Source organism: Devosia sp. LC5 (assembly GCF_000735585.1).
Lineage (GTDB): Bacteria > Pseudomonadota > Alphaproteobacteria > Rhizobiales > Devosiaceae > Devosia.
In genome coordinates, this window is sequence record NZ_JNNO01000016.1 from 61,651 (window position 1) to 77,716 (window position 16,066).

The 16,066-nt window shown below is 62.2% G+C and carries 20 protein-coding genes, 1 other RNA gene and 1 pseudogene; 17 read left to right on the forward strand and 5 right to left on the reverse strand.

Annotated elements, in window-relative coordinates; translation table 11 throughout:
- Positions 1-31 precede the first annotated feature (31 nt).
- Genes FF80_RS10515 through tkt form a run of 3 tightly spaced genes read right to left on the reverse strand, consistent with a single transcriptional unit; the run spans position 32 to position 3,651 of the window.
- Positions 32-568 carry a putative glycolipid-binding domain-containing protein gene (locus FF80_RS10515; protein WP_052153399.1) on the reverse strand — a complete coding sequence of 179 codons (537 nt, stop codon included), beginning with the start codon at positions 566-568 and terminating at the stop codon, positions 32-34.
- A gap of 54 nt (positions 569-622) precedes the next feature.
- Complete coding sequence (gene gap / locus FF80_RS10520; protein ID WP_035100071.1) at positions 623-1,630, reverse strand: type I glyceraldehyde-3-phosphate dehydrogenase; 1,008 nt, start codon at positions 1,628-1,630, stop codon at positions 623-625.
- A 47-nt stretch (positions 1,631-1,677) separates the two neighbouring features.
- Positions 1,678-3,651: a transketolase gene (gene tkt / locus FF80_RS10525; protein ID WP_035100072.1), complete on the reverse strand. Its 1,974-nt coding sequence runs from the start codon at positions 3,649-3,651 to the stop codon at positions 1,678-1,680.
- Between the two features lie 195 nt (positions 3,652-3,846).
- Here tkt and FF80_RS10530 point away from each other — a divergent pair, with 195 nt between their 5' ends.
- The 9 genes from FF80_RS10530 to FF80_RS10565 all read left to right on the forward strand — a co-directional run bounded on the left by FF80_RS10530 (position 3,847) and on the right by FF80_RS10565 (position 9,164).
- Positions 3,847-4,134 (forward strand): DUF4164 family protein, encoded by a 288-nt coding sequence (locus FF80_RS10530; RefSeq protein ID WP_052153400.1) that lies wholly within the window; start codon positions 3,847-3,849, stop codon positions 4,132-4,134.
- Between the two features lie 4 nt (positions 4,135-4,138).
- Positions 4,139-4,516, forward strand: a complete 378-nt coding sequence (gene zapA, locus FF80_RS10535; protein WP_035100073.1) for a cell division protein ZapA — start codon at positions 4,139-4,141, stop codon at positions 4,514-4,516.
- Between the two features lie 64 nt (positions 4,517-4,580).
- Positions 4,581-4,838 (forward strand): type II toxin-antitoxin system ParD family antitoxin, encoded by a 258-nt coding sequence (locus FF80_RS10540; RefSeq protein WP_052153401.1) that lies wholly within the window; start codon positions 4,581-4,583, stop codon positions 4,836-4,838.
- Between the two features lie 2 nt (positions 4,839-4,840).
- Complete coding sequence (locus FF80_RS10545; protein ID WP_035100074.1) at positions 4,841-5,125, forward strand: type II toxin-antitoxin system RelE/ParE family toxin; 285 nt, start codon at positions 4,841-4,843, stop codon at positions 5,123-5,125.
- Between the two features lie 39 nt (positions 5,126-5,164).
- Positions 5,165-5,321: non-coding RNA, 6S RNA (gene ssrS / locus FF80_RS21385), on the forward strand.
- A 21-nt stretch (positions 5,322-5,342) separates the two neighbouring features.
- Positions 5,343-5,927 carry a 5-formyltetrahydrofolate cyclo-ligase gene (locus FF80_RS10550; RefSeq protein WP_035100076.1) on the forward strand — a complete coding sequence of 195 codons (585 nt, stop codon included), beginning with the start codon at positions 5,343-5,345 and terminating at the stop codon, positions 5,925-5,927.
- Positions 5,924-6,742, forward strand: coding sequence for a TIGR00282 family metallophosphoesterase (locus FF80_RS10555; protein WP_035100077.1), 819 nt, complete (start codon positions 5,924-5,926; stop codon positions 6,740-6,742). The genes FF80_RS10550 and FF80_RS10555 overlap by 4 nt, the downstream gene beginning before the upstream one ends.
- A gap of 161 nt (positions 6,743-6,903) precedes the next feature.
- Positions 6,904-8,316 (forward strand): sodium:alanine symporter family protein, encoded by a 1,413-nt coding sequence (locus FF80_RS10560; RefSeq protein ID WP_035100078.1) that lies wholly within the window; start codon positions 6,904-6,906, stop codon positions 8,314-8,316.
- Positions 8,317-8,417: 101 nt separating this feature from the next.
- The gene (locus FF80_RS10565; protein ID WP_035100081.1) at positions 8,418-9,164 is read left to right on the forward strand and encodes a YebC/PmpR family DNA-binding transcriptional regulator; all 747 of its coding nucleotides are present in this window, start codon (positions 8,418-8,420) and stop codon (positions 9,162-9,164) included.
- A 50-nt stretch (positions 9,165-9,214) separates the two neighbouring features.
- Here FF80_RS10565 and FF80_RS10570 read toward each other — a convergent pair whose 3' ends face one another.
- Positions 9,215-9,994, reverse strand: a complete 780-nt coding sequence (locus FF80_RS10570) for a GGDEF domain-containing protein (RefSeq protein ID WP_035100082.1) — start codon at positions 9,992-9,994, stop codon at positions 9,215-9,217.
- Between the two features lie 74 nt (positions 9,995-10,068).
- Positions 10,069-10,824, reverse strand: a complete 756-nt coding sequence (locus FF80_RS10575) for a GGDEF domain-containing protein (protein ID WP_081917379.1) — start codon at positions 10,822-10,824, stop codon at positions 10,069-10,071.
- A 167-nt stretch (positions 10,825-10,991) separates the two neighbouring features.
- On the opposite strand from FF80_RS10575, the gene ruvC reads away from it, so the two are divergent.
- The 8 genes and pseudogenes from ruvC to FF80_RS10615 form a co-directional block, all read left to right on the forward strand.
- Complete coding sequence (ruvC, locus tag FF80_RS10580; protein ID WP_035100086.1) at positions 10,992-11,498, forward strand: crossover junction endodeoxyribonuclease RuvC; 507 nt, start codon at positions 10,992-10,994, stop codon at positions 11,496-11,498.
- On the forward strand, positions 11,495-12,112 hold the full coding sequence (ruvA, locus tag FF80_RS10585) for a Holliday junction branch migration protein RuvA (protein WP_035100089.1): 618 nt from the start codon (positions 11,495-11,497) through the stop codon (positions 12,110-12,112). Before ruvC ends, ruvA begins: the two co-directional genes overlap by 4 nt.
- Positions 12,109-13,146 carry a Holliday junction branch migration DNA helicase RuvB gene (ruvB, locus tag FF80_RS10590; protein ID WP_035100092.1) on the forward strand — a complete coding sequence of 346 codons (1,038 nt, stop codon included), beginning with the start codon at positions 12,109-12,111 and terminating at the stop codon, positions 13,144-13,146. Before ruvA ends, ruvB begins: the two co-directional genes overlap by 4 nt.
- 19 nt (positions 13,147-13,165) lie before the next feature.
- Complete coding sequence (locus tag FF80_RS10595) at positions 13,166-13,984, forward strand: metallophosphoesterase (protein ID WP_244445752.1); 819 nt, start codon at positions 13,166-13,168, stop codon at positions 13,982-13,984.
- Complete coding sequence (gene ybgC / locus FF80_RS10600; RefSeq protein ID WP_244445753.1) at positions 13,981-14,379, forward strand: tol-pal system-associated acyl-CoA thioesterase; 399 nt, start codon at positions 13,981-13,983, stop codon at positions 14,377-14,379. Before FF80_RS10595 ends, ybgC begins: the two co-directional genes overlap by 4 nt.
- 209 nt (positions 14,380-14,588) lie before the next feature.
- Entirely contained in the window at positions 14,589-15,290 is a 702-nt protein-coding gene (gene tolQ, locus FF80_RS10605) for a protein TolQ (protein WP_035100132.1), read from the forward strand.
- 1 nt (position 15,291) lies between these two features.
- Positions 15,292-15,741 (forward strand): protein TolR, encoded by a 450-nt coding sequence (tolR, locus tag FF80_RS10610; protein WP_035100096.1) that lies wholly within the window; start codon positions 15,292-15,294, stop codon positions 15,739-15,741.
- A gap of 9 nt (positions 15,742-15,750) precedes the next feature.
- A pseudogene (locus FF80_RS10615) lies at positions 15,751-16,066 on the forward strand (hypothetical protein); the annotation flags it as partial.

Here is a 16,066-nt window from a genome sequence, read left to right on the forward strand (position 1 = left end):
CTGGGCTGATTTGATGACTCTGCGATGACGGCTATGGCGCCAGCGTAAACAGGCCGGGATAGTCTATGACCAAGCCATCCCCATCCACTTCGAGCACCCGCTCGAAGCCATTGACACCCTGGAAGCGGAAATGGCCGGAATCGATCTGGGTATAGATCTGTTCGTTGCGCTGCACACTCATCTCGTCGCCGTCGATCCAGGCCATGGCGAAACGCTGCGGTGTGCCAACGGTCCATTGGCAGCGCCAGATGGGCAGCGAATTGGTCAGCGGGGTGGGCCAGATATCGATATCGATGCAGCCCGCCAGACTGGGCAGCGGTTCGGCGCGATCGTCCGACCAATTGCCGGCGCCGTCGGAAAACAGCTCAAGCACCGCACCATCGGTGCGCTCGAGCCGCACTGTGCGAACCCGCTCGGTGTCGTCGAGCTTGATGCGGTAGAACAGGCCATAGGCCGGCGTGACGATGGCACCACGAATGCGAGTGTCGCGGGGGGTCGAGACGACGTGGCAATGCTCAAGACTGACAGGGTCGAGTCCCCGCCAACGGATGGATCGGTCCAGGCTCATGGCATGTCACCACACCTAAGAAAAATGGCGGCACTACGCGCCGCCATTATCAGGTCAGAGCGTCTTGCCCAGCGCCACGGCCGTGTCGGCCATGCGGTTGGAGAAGCCCCATTCATTGTCGTACCAGGAGAGGACCGCGACGAAATTGCCGTCCATCACCTTGGTCTGGTCCAGTGCCACGGTCGAGGAATGGCTGTCGCCATTGAAGTCGATCGAGACATTGGGGTGGATAGTGTAGCCCAGAATGCCCTTGAGGCTGGAATCGGCATATTTGCGCACGATTTCGTTGATCTCGTCGGCCGTGGTGTTGCGCTTGGCGATGAACTTGAAGTCCACCAGCGACACGTTGGGGGTCGGTACGCGGATCGAGACGCCGTCCAGCTTGCCCTTGAGTTCGGGCAGCACCAGGCCAATTGCCTTGGCCGCGCCGGTCGAGGTCGGGATCTGGGAAAGGGCCGCAGCGCGGCCGCGATAGAGATCCTTGTGCATGGTGTCGAGCGTGGGCTGGTCACCGGTATAGGAATGGATGGTGGTCATCATTCCCTTGTCGATGCCCACGGTCTCGTTCAGCACATAGGCGAGCGGGGCCAGGCAATTGGTGGTGCAGGAGGCGTTGGAGACGATGATGTGCTCCTTGGCCAGCTTCTGGTGGTTGATGCCATAGACCACGGTCAGGTCGGCGGCCTCGCCGGGGGCAGAGATCAGCACCTTCTTGGCGCCGGCCTTGAGATGCATGGCCGCCTTGTCGCGGGTGGTGAAGATGCCGGTGCATTCGAGCGCAATATCGACGCCCATGGCGGCGTGCGGCAGCTCTTCGGGGTTGCGGACGGCGGTTACCTTGATCGGGCCACGGCCGACATCGATAGTGTCGCCATCCACCTTCACTTCGCCGGGAAAGCGGCCGTGGACGCTATCGAAGCGGAACAGGTGGGCATTGGTCTCGACCGGGCCGAGGTCATTGATCGCAACGACTTCGATATCGGTGCGGCCGGATTCGATGATGGCGCGCAGGATATTGCGGCCGATACGGCCAAAACCATTGATGGCGACGCGAACTGCCATAGGAGGCTCCTCAAAGGTGGGAGGTGGGAAAGGGAGGCGGGGCTCTCTTACAACTGTGCGGTGACGGCTTCAACAACGGCTTTCGCCGTAATGCCAAAGTGGGAATAGAGCGCGTCGATCGGGCCGGAGGCGCCGAAGCTGTGCATGCCGATGAAGCGACCCTTGTCACCAAGCAGCTTGCTCCAGCTCATTTCGATGCCGGCTTCGATGGCGACGCGCACCTTGGCATTGCCGTAGAGTTCGGCCTTGTAGGCATCGGACTGCTTGGCCAGCAATTCCATCGAGGGAACCGACACGACCTTGGCGGCAATGCCCTGTTCGGCGAGTTGCTTCTGGCCCTCGACGGCAATGGCGACTTCCGAGCCGGTCGCGAAGATCACGACGTCAGCATTTTTGTCGCCGGCAATGACATAGGCGCCCTTGGCCGACAGGTTTTCGGCCTGGTATTCGGTGCGCAGGGCCGGCAGGTTCTGGCGGGACAGGGCCAGGATCGAGGGCGCATGGGTCGATTCCAGCGCCAGCTGCCAGCATTCGAGCGCTTCAACGGCATCGGCCGGGCGGAAGACCAGCAGGTTCGGAATGGCGCGCAGGGCGGTCAGGTGTTCCACCGGCTGGTGGGTCGGGCCGTCTTCGCCCAGGCCGATCGAGTCATGGGTCATGACATAGATCGAGCGCACTTCCATCAGCGCGGCAAGGCGGATCGAGGGGCGCGCATAGTCGGTAAAGACCATGAAGGTGCCGCCATAGGGAATGAGCCCGCCATGCAGCGCGATGCCATTCATGGCCGCTGCCATTTCGTGCTCGCGGATGCCATACATCATGTATCGGCCAAGGTAGTTATCGGCCTGGAACGGCACCATTTCCTTGGTGTTGGTCAGGTTCGAATGGGTCAGGTCGGCCGAGCCGCCCTGAGTCTCGGGCAGTACGGCGTTGATCACGTCCAGCGCCATCTGGCTCGACTTGCGGGTCGCAACCTTTGGCTTATCCTCGACCAGCTTCTTCTTGTAGGCGTCGATGGCCGATTTGAATTCGGCAGGCAGATCGCCCTTCATGCGGCGTTCGAACTCGGCCTTTTGCGGGTGGGCCGCGAGGCGGGACTGCCATTCACCGCGAATATTCTGGCTCCGGGTGCCGGCAGCGCGCCAGGCGGACAGGATTTCGGCGGGGATCTCGAAAGCGGGATAGGTAATGCCGAGCGTGGCCTTGGCGCCGGCCAGTTCCTCAGCGCCGAGCGGGGCGCCATGTACCTTTTCGGTGCCAGCCTTCTTGGGCGCGCCGAAACCGATCGTGGTTTTGGCGGCGATCAGGGTCGGCTTGTCGCTCTTTTTGGCGGCGAGCAGCGCCTTTTCGATGGCGTCCTGGTCGTGGCCGTCGATCTCGATGGTGTTCCACTGCACCGCCTTGAAGCGGGCGATCTGGTCGGTGCTGTCCGAATTGGACACGGCGCCGTCGATGGTGATCGAGTTATTGTCCCAGATCACCGTCAGCTTGTTGAGCTTGAGGTGGCCGGCCAGGGCAATGGCTTCCTGGGAAATGCCTTCCATGAGGCATCCGTCACCGGCCAGCACCCAGGTGTGGTGATCGACGATGTCGGAGCCGAATTCGGCAGCGAGCTTGGCTTCCGCAATTGCAAAGCCGACCGAATTGGCGAGGCCCTGGCCGAGCGGGCCGGTGGTGGTCTCGATGCCGGTGGCATGGCCATGTTCGGGGTGGCCGGCGGTCTTGCTGCCGAGCTGGCGGAAGTTCTTGACCTGGTCGATGGTCATGTCTTCGTAGCCCAGCAAGTAGAGGCTGGAATAGAGCAGCATCGAGCCGTGGCCGGCCGAGAGGATGAAACGGTCGCGGTCAGCCCATTTGCTGTCGGCGGGATCGAACTTCATCACCTTGGTGAACAGCACGGTGGCGATATCGGCACAGCCCATGGGCAGGCCGGGATGGCCGGAATTGGCTTTTTCGACCGCGTCCATGGAAAGGGACCGGATCGCATTGGCCAAATCGTTCTGCTGGGCTGAGTTCGTCATCGCGCTTCCGCTCTCTTGAATTGCTCTAAAACTGGGGAGAAGAGGCGTGGGGCGCCTCCTCCCAAAAGGCGGTTCGAGGCATAACAGGTTAGGATTGCCTGTCAATGACGGCCGATTGGCGCAGTGGTTGCATTGGCGGCATGGCTGGGGCAGGATTCGGCAGGGGCCCGATGAGCCGGAAAGGCATTGACGGCGATGAGCGATAATGAACTTGAAGACGGATTGACCGCGGCGACTGCGCGGTTTGACCGGGCGATGGCGCGGCTGGACCAGAGCGTCAAAAATCTTGGCACGCGGATGCGGCAGCATAACCGCATCGAGGTCGATACCCAGCGGCTGGTGCAGGAGCGGGCGCGGCTGGCGACCGAGCTCGACAAGGCCTCGGCGCGGGCCAAGCGGCTCGATGACAGCGCCCATGATGTGTCGCGCCGCCTGGTCGAAGCGATGGAAACGGTCCGGCACGTGCTGGCCAAGGCGGAGTAGACCGGTGCCTGAAGTCAATGTCGAAATCAACGGCCGCAAATATCGCATGGCTTGCGAAGAGGGCCAGCAAAAGCACTTGATCGGGCTGGCCGAGCGTTTCAACAGCCAGGTCGAGGCGCTCAAGGGCGCAGTCGGGGAAATCGGCGACAATCGCCTGACGGTCATGGCTGGCATTGCCGTCGTTGACGAATTGGCCGAGGCCGAGCGCAAGATCAAGGAACTCGAGACGGAGGTGACCGTACTGACCCGAGCGGGCCAGGAAGTCGCCGCCGAATACGAAGCGCTGGAACATAAATTCGCGGCCAAGCTCGGCGATGCCGCCCGGGCGCTCGAAGGCGCCGCTGTAGCCTTGGACGAAACGGCGCCGCTGCCGCAGGGCTAACGCAGATCGCCAATCTTAGCAAAGTTTGCCAATCGCGCTATTTTGGGGTGGAAGGAGACCACCCATGGCCACGATGAACGTTTCGCTGCCTGCCGCGATGAAGGAATGGGTCGAGGCCCAGGTCGAGACCGGCCGCTACGGCAATTCCAGCGATTATGTGCGCGATCTGGTCCGGCGGGATCAGGAGCGCGGCAAGAAAGTCGAGGAACTTCGCCGGCTTGTTCAAGAAGGAATCGATAGCGGCATTAGCCCATTAACCGCAGACGAAATACTTGATGAAGCACGACGCAGGGCTCGCCACGTCAAATCGGACGCGGCCTGAACGTGGCGTTTCGCTTCTCGGCGCAAGCGGCGGAAGACATTTATTTCATATACGAGAACGGCAAGCGCTCTTTTGGTGAGCGCGCAGCGGAACTCTATTATTTGCTGTTTTTGGATGCCGCGGAGCTGGCGTCGCGGCACCCACTGGCTGCTGCCATTCGCGACGACATTGGTGAGAATGTGCGTGTCCGCTATGGATCACACGCCATCTTCTACCAATTGGATGATCCCGACATCGTCATTCTGCGCGTGCTGCATCAATCGCAAGATTGGCAGGATCAAATCTAATTTCCACCTTTGCACCACGCGCTCGAAGCGCCTATATCTGTGCTGCTGCCCGGTGCGTGATGGATAACAATATCCCCGGGGCCTTATCGATTCCTAAGGGAGCTGTCCCTGACCGGACCCGTGGGTTCGGACATACGGCGCCCACCTACGTTGTAGGTTCCCGGGATCGACTATCCCACGGCCAGGGTGGCACCTAGTTTTGTTTCGAGCGGCGCGCATGGCTGACGGTTACATCGAAGACGCCAAGGCGGGGTTGCGTGACAAGGCGCGCTCCGCCCGCGCCGCCGTCTCCGTCGATATCCGTGCCGATGCTGGCACAATTGCCGCCAAGGCATTTTTCGATACTTTTGCGCTTGGGCCCGATTGGATCGTGGCCGGCTATTGGCCGATCCGCGACGAGTTCGATTGCCGGCCCATCCTGGTGCGCCTGATGGATTCGGGCCAGCCGGTCTGTCTGCCCGTCACCGAAGGCGATGCGCCGCTCACCATGCGGCTCTGGCAGGATGGGGAGGCCCTTTATCCCTCGGGTTTTGGTACGCTGGCGCCGATCGAAACGGCGCCGGTGGTGGAGCCCGATGTCATGCTGATCCCGCTTTTGGGCTTTGACAGCACCGGCACAAGGCTGGGATATGGCAAGGGCCATTACGACAGGACCATCGTGCGTATGAAAAAGAAGCCGCAATTGATCGGGCTCGCCTTTGCCGCGCAGGAGTTCGCACAGCTCCCGCGCGAAGCGCATGACATTCCGCTCGATGCCATCATCACGGAAACCGGCATTCGCCGCTTCGGCGCCGGCCAATGAAGTTTCTGTTTCTGGGCGATGTGATGGGCCGTTCCGGCCGCGACGCGATCAATGAACGCCTGCCGGGCATTATCGAGCGTTATGGCTTTGATTTCGTCGTGGTCAATGGCGAGAATGCCAGCCATGGCAAGGGGCTGACCGAACCCCATTTCAATGCCATTCGCAATGCCGGGGCCGATGTGGTGACGCTGGGCGATCATGCCTTCGATCAGCGCGAGACCATTTCCTATATCGAGCGCGAGCCCACCCTGATCCGCCCCATCAACATGCCGCCGGGCACACCGGGGCGCGGCGCGATGTTCATCGAGGGCCGCAATGGCCATCGCGTGCTGGTGATCAATGCGCTAGGCCGCGTCTTCATGGGGCCGGCGGACGATCCGTTCCGGGCGGTGGAAGCCGCCGTCGCTGCCTGCCCGCTGGGTGAACAGGCAGACGCGATCATTGTGGACTTCCATACCGAGGCGACATCTGAAATCCAGGCCATGGGGCAGTTTCTCGATGGCAAGGTCAGCCTGGTCGTGGGCACCCACACCCATATTCCCACGGCCGACCAGCGCGTGCTGCGCGGCGGCACGGCGTTGATGGCCGATGCCGGCATGTGTGGGGATTTCGATTCCATCATCGGCAGCGAAACTGATGAACCGCTCAATCGCTTCCTCACCGGCATTCCCAATGGCCGCTTCACCCCGGCTGAAGGGGAGGCAACATTGTGCGGCGTGGCCGTTGAAACCGATCCGCGCACCGGCCTCGCCCGCAAGGTGCTGCCGCTACGCCTCGGCGGTACACTGGCGCAGACCGAGCCTGACTTCGGGTGAGCGTTATCCACAGCTTGGCTGAATCTCCTTGCCTGAAAAGGGCTTTCAGGCTCGGATAGCATTGGTCGACCTAGCGGGGCCGCATCCGCTATAAGCCTGGATGGACAACAGGGCGCGCTCCATCGCTGGTTGACTGCAACTGCGTCAGGAGATGATACGCCGTGGACCCGATCATTAATTTCCTGAACGACATTCTATGGGGCTATGTCCTGATCTATGGCCTGTTGGCCGTTGGGGTGTTTTTCACCATCCGCCTCGGCTTTGTGCAGTTCGTGCATTTTCCGGAGATGTTCCGGGCCGTCCTGGGGTCCAAGGAAAACGACAAATCGGGCATCACCCCATTCCAGGCGCTGTGTACAAGCCTGGCCTCACGCGTGGGCACCGGCAACCTGGCAGGCGTGGCGGTGGCGCTTTATCTGGGTGGGCCCGGGGCCCTGTTCTGGATGTGGATGGTGGCGCTGGTCGGCATGGCTACGGCCTATGCCGAGTCGACGCTCGCCCAGCTCTACAAGATCAAGAATGAGGATGGCGAATATCGCGGCGGGCCGGCCTTCTACATCGCGCACGGCCTCAAGGCACCCTGGGCGGGAGCCATTTTCTCGGTCTGCCTGATCCTGGCCTTCGGGCTGGTATTCAACGCAGTGCAGGCCAATTCCATTGCCGATGCCTTCCAGGGTGCGTTCGGGTTTGACAAGCTCTGGGTTGGCGTGGCGCTGGCAGTGCTGACGGCAATCGTGATTTTTGGCGGCATCAGGCAGATTGCGCGCGTGGCCGAACTGGTCGTGCCCTTCATGGCGGTGGTCTATCTGGCGGTGGCGCTGTTCGTGGTGATCACCCATATCGGGGAGGTGCCGGGCCTGCTGGGCATGATCGTGCAGGAGGCTTTCGGCCTGGGTGCGGCAACGGGCGGCATTGCCGGGGCGCTGCTCAATGGCGTCAAGCGCGGATTGTTCTCCAACGAAGCCGGCATGGGCTCGGCGCCCAATATCGCGGCGGTGGCAACGCCCAGCCCGCATCATCCGTCATCGCAGGGCTTTGTGCAGGCCCTGGGCGTGTTTATCGACACGATCCTGATTTGTACGGCGACGGGGCTGATGATCCTGCTTTCGGGCGTGATGGTTCCGGGGAGCGAACTCACCGGCACGCCGCTGACGCAGGCGGCAATGACGGTGCATATCGGAGGGGCGGGACAATATTTCATTGCTATCGCCATCCTCTTTTTTGCCTTTACCTCGATCATCGGCAATTACTCCTATGCCGAAAACGCCATGACCTTCCTCAAGATCGGCAATCGCACCGGGCTGACCGTGCTGCGTCTGGCGGTGCTGGGGATGGTTGTCTGGGGTGCTTATGAGAGCGTGGCGACAGTGTTCAATGCGGCGGATGCCTCGATGGGTCTGATGGCCACCGTCAATCTCATTGCCATCGTGCTGCTGTCGGGCACTGTGGTCAAACTGACCAAGGACTATGCAGCGCAACGCAATGCGGGGCAGCAACCGGTCTTTCATGCGGACGACTATCCAGAGCTGAGCGGAAAGATCGACAGCGCGATCTGGACCCGCGACAATGGATAGCGAGGGGCGGGGCGTTCCGCTCCTGCCCTGCCGTCTTTTCTTTTGCAGCCTCGGCCACTATAAGCGGGCAAATTTCTAGTCCCGACGATCCGAGGTTTCGAATGGCAGGCCATTCCCACGCCAAAAACATCATGCACCGCAAAGGCAAGTCCGACGCGGTGCGCTCCAAGATTTTCTCCAAGCTGGCGCGCGAAATCACCGTCGCCGCCAAGATGGGCATGCCCGATCCGGCCTTCAATTCGCGCCTGCGCCTGGCGGTGACCAATGCCCGCTCCCAGTCCATGCCCAAGGACAATATCGACCGCGCCATCAAAAAGGCGATCGGCAGCGATGGCGAGAATTACGATGAGATCCGTTATGAGGGCTATGGTCCCGGCGGCGTCGCTATCATCGTCGAGGCATTGACCGACAATCGCAATCGTACCGCCTCCAATGTCCGCTCCTATTTCTCCAAGAATGGGGGAGCGATGGGGGAAACCAATTCAGTCGGCTTCATGTTCGACAAGATTGGCGAAATCACCTATCCGGCCAAGGCTGGCAGCGAAGACAAGGTGATGGAAGCGGCCATCGAGGCGGGCGCCGACGACGTCGAAAGCGACGAGGAAAGCCATTATATCTACACCTCGTTCGAGGCGATGGTGGAAGTTGCCGCGGCGCTGGAAAAGGTGCTTGGCGAGGCTGAATCGGTCAAGGCCATCTGGGAGCCGCAGACCAAGACCCCGATCGACGCCGAAAAGGGCGCGACGCTGATGAAGCTGATTGCGACGCTCGAAGAAGACGATGACGTGCAGAACGTCTATTCGAATTTCGAGATGAGCGAAGAGGACATGGCCAAGCTCGAAGGCTGAGGCAGGTTCGAGCTGGAAATTTGGGGGGCGGCGCTGCGGCGTCGCCTTTCTTATGCGATCTTGAGGTCGAGCACCGGATAATCGCTGGCATGGGCAATTGTCACCCGATTGCGGCCGGTCTGCTTGGCGCCATAAAGACGCTGGTCGGCGATATGGAACAATTCTGAAAAGCTGGTGGGCTGGTCGAACACGGCGCCGCCGACGCTGACCGAGAGCGGCCGCGGCCGTCCATGCGGCTGGAACACGGCCAGGTTGATCGAGCGGCGGATGCGCTCGGCGATCACTTCGGCGTCGCGCATGTCGGCGCCCGGCAGATAGACGCCGAATTCCTCGCCGCCCATGCGGCCCACCAGGTCCCCGCTGCGCAGCACGGCGCGGATCGAGCGGGCAATGATGGTCAGGGCCTCGTCGCCGGCGTCGTGGCCGAACAGGTCGTTGATCGCCTTGAAATTGTCGGCGTCAATCATCAGAAGCGCGCCGCTCGGGTGCTTCTGGCCCTTGGCCAATTGTGCGGCGACCTTGGCGGTAAAGGCGCCGCGATTGAGGCAATTGGTGAGGCTATCGGTGCGGGCCACCGCGCCCAGGCGCGTGTTGGTAATGGCCAGGTCCCGCAATTTGAGGCTGACATAGCAGAATAGCGGCAGCCCAAGGATGACGGGCAATATCGTGGCGCTGAGGAGCGAGCGCTGCAAGGCATGCACACCCAGATCGTCAAAGAACAGCGCGTTGAAGACCACAGACACCACGACACAGGCCAGGGTGCCAAAAAGGGTCGAACGAGCCACGCCCGACCAGCTTTGCAATGCAATCAAGGTCTTGGAAGGAAGCATGAAAAACTCGCTGCTGAGAAAAATCAGGTGCTGGGAAATGCCGTTGGGTCAGGTGTGCAATAGGTGTTCCACGGTTAGGCGGCCTGCATGATGGCGACGCGGTCTCGTCCGGTATTCTTGGCTTCGTAAAGCCGCTGGTCGGCCAGGCGATAGAGGTCGGTGAAGCGAGTGCGGTTGACATAGGCGGCGCCGCCAATGCTGACCGAGAGCGGGCAGGGCGCGTCGCCCGGGGCAAAGACCATGGCGTTGACGGCCATCCGGATTCGCTCGGCCGCCTGGTCGGCGGCGTCGAGACTTGCGCCCGCGAGGAAAATGCCGAACTCTTCGCCGCCCAGCCGCCCCACCAGGTCCTGCCGTCCCACGGCGCCGCGAATGGCCTGGGCTATCAGCCGCAAGGCCTCGTCGCCATTGTGATGGCCGAAGGTGTCGTTGACGCGTTTGAAATCATCCGCATCCACGATGAGCAAGGCCCCGCCCTCGCCGGGGCGCTGGTTGCGCCGGTCGAGATAGGTAGCAACCCGGCCGGTAAAGGCCCCGCGATTGAGGCACCCGGTCAACCAGTCCACGGTGGCCATATGGGCGAGCTGCTCATTGGCGAAGCGCAATTGCTCGTGCTTGAGTACAAGAATAAACGTCATCGGGCCGCCCAGTACGATAGGCATGAGCACCGAGACAGCCAGCCCCTGCACATTCACGCCGTTCGAAAGGACTTCCATGAAGAGGTTGGTCAGAATGATCGAAATGACAATCGAAACGGCGATGATCCCTCCGGTCAAACGATAGACATGAGCCCAGGCCCGCTTGGGGAGGCTCCTGTGGAGTCCGGTCATCTGTTTCGTCCTTGCATTCCCAAGCGCGAGACTAGGAGGGGCCGCTGAACATGGTCTTGTGAGCTTAGCTGCAATTTTATCTTTCCCCGGTTTTCCACTGCGTTCTGTTGCCGCTTTGTTCACATTCGGCTTGGTAAGTTGGCTTCGCCACACTAAGGATGAATCCTATGAACGCGAGCGTACGAATCATTGGCATCGATCCGGGCCTGCGCCGCTGCGGCTGGGGTGTCATCGAAACGCAGGGTAATCGGCTGAGCTTTGTGGCCGCTGGCACGCTGACCCCGCCCACCGATGGCGCGCTGGCCGACCGGCTCGCCGTCTTGTTCGCCGGGCTGGGCGAAGTGCTGGACAAGTTCGCGCCAGACGAGGCGGCAGTGGAAGAAACCTTCGTCAACCAAAGCGCGCGTTCGGCGCTGATCCTGGGGCAGGCGCGGGGCATCGCCCTGGTGACGCCAGCCGCCAGGGGCGTGCCGGTGGCCGAATATGCGGCTAATCTGGTGAAAAAATCCGTCGTGGGCACGGGCCATGCGGAAAAGGGGCAGGTGGAGTTGATGGTGCGAACCTTGATGCCGGCGGCACAATTCAAAGGCGCCGATGCGGCGGATGCGCTGGCGATCGCCATTTGCCATGCCCATCACCGGGTCGCCGCGCAACGGCTGAGGGCGCTGGCATGATCGGCAAGCTCAAGGGCCTGGTCGACAGCATTGGCGATGATTTCGCGCTGATCGATGTCGGCGGCGTCTGCTACGAAATCTTTTGCTCGAGCCGCACGCTGCAGGCGCTCCCCCGCGTCGGCGAAGCCACGGTGGTGTTCATCGAAACCTTCGTGCGCGAGGACATGATCCGGCTGTACGGGTTTTCCAGCGAGACCGAAAAGGCCTGGTTCAATCTCCTGATGACCGTGCAGGGCGTCGGCGCCCGTGTCGCGCTGGGCATTCTGTCGGCGCTGTCGCCCTCGGAAATTTCCAGCGCCATTGCATTGCAGGACAAGGCGATGATCGGCCGCGCCAATGGCGTGGGCCCAAAACTGGCCGTGCGCCTGGTCACCGAACTCAAGGGCAAGGTGCCCACCGGGGTGGGGATCGACGCCGGCACTTTGGGCCTGCAGACCGCTTTAGGCGACGGCCGCGCGGCAGGTACCGTGGCCGATGCGGTTTCGGCGCTGGTCAATCTGGGCTATTCCAGCGCCCAGGCCTCGGCTGCATTGGCCCGCATCGTGGCGCGCGAGGGCGACGACACGCCCACCGAGAAACTGATCCGCCTGGGTCTGCGGGAGTTGAGTAGTTGACTGATCTGACTTCCCCCGCTGCCGGGCGTGATGATCCGCTCGATGTTTCGCTACGCCCCTCCGGCTTTGCCGAATTTGTCGGGCAGGCGGCGGCGCGGGCCAATCTTGAAGTGTTCATCCAGGCCGCCAAGCAGCGCGGCGCGGCGCTCGATCACGTCCTGTTCGTGGGGCCGCCGGGGCTGGGCAAGACCACCCTGGCGCAGATCATTTCGCGCGAGCTGGGTGTCGGCTTCCGCGCCACGTCCGGCCCGGTTATCGCCAAGGCGGGGGATCTGGCGGCGCTGCTGACCAATCTGGAAGACCGCGATGTGCTGTTCATCGACGAGATCCACCGGCTCAATCCGGCCATCGAGGAAATCCTTTATCCGGCGATGGAGGATTTCCAGCTCGACCTGATTATCGGGGAGGGGCCGGCCGCCCGCTCGGTGCGCATTGATCTCGCCAAATTCACCCTGGTCGGCGCCACCACAAGGGCGGGCCTGCTCACCACGCCATTGCGCGATCGCTTCGGCATTCCGGTGCGGCTCAATTTCTATACGCCCGAGGAATTGGTGCAGATCGTCACGCGCGGCGCGCGCCTGCTCGGTATGCCGATGGCGCCCGATGGCGCGTTGGAGATTGCCCGCCGCTCGCGCGGCACGCCGCGTATCGCGGGGCGCCTGTTGCGCCGCGTCACCGATTTTGCGCTGGTGGACGGTGCCGCCCAGATCGACCGCAAGCTGGCCGACAAGGCCCTGCTGCGGCTCGATGTGGATGCGCGCGGGCTCGATCAGCTCGACCGGCGTTACCTCACCACCATTGCCGATTTCTATAATGGCGGCCCGGTGGGCGTCGAAACCATTTCGGCTGCCTTGAGCGAGCCGCGTGACGCGATCGAAGAAATCGTCGAGCCCTATCTGATCCAGCAAGGCTTCATCCAGCGCACCCCGCGCGGCCGCATGCTCACAGGGCTGGCCTTCCAGCATATGGGCCGCGCCGTGCCGCAAGGCTTTGTCGGCATGCAGGCGAGCCTGTTCGAGGAGCCGGAGGCGTGAGCCTAAGGGCGGCGCTCACGTGACCCTGCACGTCACGCGCTACAAGCCCGAACTGCCGCAATGGCCGTACGACCTGCCATTGCGCATTGCCGTGCTGACCGATCTGCATGCCTGTCAGCCCTGGACCGGGCCGGCGCAGCTCGCGGCCTTTTGCCAGGAGGCCAATGCGCTAGGCGCCGACATTATCCTGCTGCTGGGCGATTACGTCAGCGGACCGCGATTTTCCCGCCCCATGGATGCCGCCCATTGGGCGGCCCGGCTGGGGGCGCTGTCGGCACCGCTAGGTGTCCATGCCATTCTGGGTAATCACGATTATGATGGCTATCGCCGCGCCGATCTGGCGCAGGGGCCAATCGAGGCCGAACGGGCGCTGACCGCCGCCGGCATTCCGGTCTATGTCAACCGCGCCATCCGCGTCGATCACGCCGGACGCGGCTTCTGGCTGGCGGGGCTGGGCGATCAATTCGCCTTCGCTCCAAAGCGGGACCGGCGCTTCGATCGGGCCGATGGCATTGCCGATCTGGACGGCACTCTGGCGCAGGTCACCAGTACCGAGCCGGTGCTGCTGATGGCCCATGAGCCCGATATCTTCCCCGATGTTCCCGGCCGGGTGGCGCTGACTCTGTCGGGTCATACCCATGGCGGGCAGGTGCGGCTGTTCGGCAAAACGCCGGTGGTTCCCTCGCGCTATGGCAGCCGCTATGTCTATGGCCATATCGTGGAAGCGGATCGTCATTTGATCGTGTCTTCGGGCCTGGGCTATTCCGGCTGGCCGATCCGCTACGGCACAAAATCCGAGATCGTGGTCATCGATCTGGGCAAGGACAGACCAATTTGACCCAGCATCGTTTTCCCATCCGCATCTATTACGAGGACACCGATTTTTCGGGCAATGTCTATCATGCGGCCTATCTCAAATTCTTCGAGCGCGGCCGTACTGAATTCTTGCGCGATGCCGGTATTCATCATTCCGAGCTGGCGGCGCAGGGCATTGCCTTTGCCGTGCGTTCCATGGACATCGCGTTCGACGGCGCCGCCCATATCGATGATCTATTGACGGTGACGACCGAAATCGGCGCGATTACTGGGGCACGATTGACACTCACCCAGGCAATTTTACGTGATCAGATGGTGCTGACGCGGGCCAATGTGGTTGTCGTCGCCATCAAAACCGCCGGTGGCGCGGCCCGGCTGCCGCGCGAACTCGTCGCCCGCTTCGCGCCCAAGGCCTAACGGGGCCGGGCGATACAGGGCGCGAGGACTCTGTTTGTTAACTCCTTCTTGACCATAATTGCGGCAAAGGGACACGGATCCCGTTCGCCGCGCTGCAAAGCCCGGCAAATGGGGCATTTCTCTTAATTTTGACAGATTTCGACCCCATCGCCTGTGGCCTGTGGGTCGGGCATGTAGACCGGGCCGAAAAGGATCACTTCATGGAAGCCATGGATGCTGTTGGAGCTGTTGCTCCACACGCCGACTTGTCCATCTGGGGACTGTTCTGGGCGGCCGACTGGATCGTCAAGGCGGTCATGCTTGGGCTGCTGGGCGCCTCGATCTGGTGCTGGGCCATCATCGTGGACAAGACCATCACCTATCGCCGCACCCAGGCCGAGATGAACCGCTTCGAGCGCGTGTTCTGGTCCGGCCAGTCGCTGGAGGAGCTTTATCAGCAGCAATCGGAGAAGGCGACCGGCGGGCTCGGTGCGGTCTTCGTTGCGGCCATGAAGGAATGGAAGCGCAGCCACGAGCAGAATGCGGCCTCCTTTGTGGGCATGCAGCAGCGGCTCGACAAGGTACTCGACGTGGCCATTGCCCGCGAGAGCGAGACGCTGGAAAAGCGCCTGGGCTTTCTCGCGACGGTCGGCTCGGCCGGCCCGTTCATTGGTCTCTTCGGTACGGTCTGGGGCATCATGAATGCCTTTACCGCCATTGCCGCCTCGTCCAACACCAATCTGGCCGTGGTTGCCGGGCCGATCGCCGAAGCGCTGTTTGCCACCGCCATTGGTCTGGTCGCTGCTATCCCGGCCGTTATCGCCTACAACAAGCTGAGCGCCGATGCCGGCAAGATGATCGGGCGGCTGGAAGGCTTTGCCGACGAGTTCTCGACCATTCTCAGCCGCCAGCTCGAAGCACGGAGCCGCTGATATGGGCATGGGTGCAGCATCGGGCGGTGGAGGCGGGGGCGGACGCCGCCGCCGTCGCGGCCGCAGGACGATTATGAGCGAGATCAACATCACGCCGATGGTCGACGTGATGCTGGTGCTGCTCATCATCTTCATGGTGGCCGCGCCGATGATGACATCGGGCGTGCCGATCGACCTGCCGCGTACCGCGGCTGCCGAATTGTCCAGCCAGACCCAGCCGATCACCGTTGCGGTGACGCCGGAAGGCACCATCTATGTCGGAGACGACGTCGTGGCGGAGGCCGATCTGATCAATACGGTGACGGCTTTGGCAACCAATGGTACGGAAGACCGCATCTTCCTGCGCGGCGATACCACCGCCAATTACGGCTCGGTGATGCGGGTCATGGGGATGCTGTCGGCCGCCGGTTTCACCAAGATCGGCCTCATCACCCAGCAGCAGGATCAATAGGCCCGCCCCATGCGCACCGGCCTCATCGTTTCGATTGTTGCACATGTCGCGGTTCTGACCATCGGCCTCATCAATCTGGGCCTGGCGGAGCCGATGACCACGGTCGAGAACGCCATCGCGGTGGACCTGGTGCCGGTCAGCGATTTCAACAATATCCGCATGGGCTCTCTTGATAGCGAAGTGGTCGATACCCAGACCCCCGCCATCACCGAATCCGACCGGCCGGCCGAGCTGGCCCAGCCCACCGGCAATACCGAGCGCGATCAGGAAGCTCCTTCCCCGGCCGATACGCCCACCCCCATGCCGGTGACCAATAGCGCGCCTG